Source organism: Desulfocastanea catecholica (assembly GCF_054657295.1).
Window position 1 is genome coordinate 1 of sequence record NZ_BAAHYZ010000157.1, and the last position, 319, is coordinate 319.

Consider the following 319-nt stretch of genomic DNA (forward strand, 5'->3'; position numbering starts at 1 on the left):
TGATAAAACGTGCCGGCAGCGGCACTCTTCCCCTTATTGAAGAATCTGCCGGGTTAATTGAAAAATTGAAGGTGCAGGAAGTCTGGCCGGCGCGCGAAACGCCAGGCGACATTGTTCAAGCCTGCAAAGATGTCTTTCTTTTCTGTATCGGTCATGGTCATGAAAAATTGGCTGACAAGCTCCTCAAAAATCAGGAAATCCTTGGACACTTGGCAGACATTGCAATTTTTGCCTACGCCATGGAAAGTTCCTTGTTGCGTGCCCGCAAAGCCGAAGCAAATAATGGTCGAAATAGACAGCTGAAAAATCAATTGGCTAC

At 46.7% G+C, this 319-nt stretch carries 1 pseudogene; it reads left to right on the forward strand.

The window, feature by feature from the left end:
- Positions 1 to 319 (forward strand): annotated as a pseudogene (locus ACYQ8U_RS23335) (acyl-CoA dehydrogenase); the annotation flags it as partial.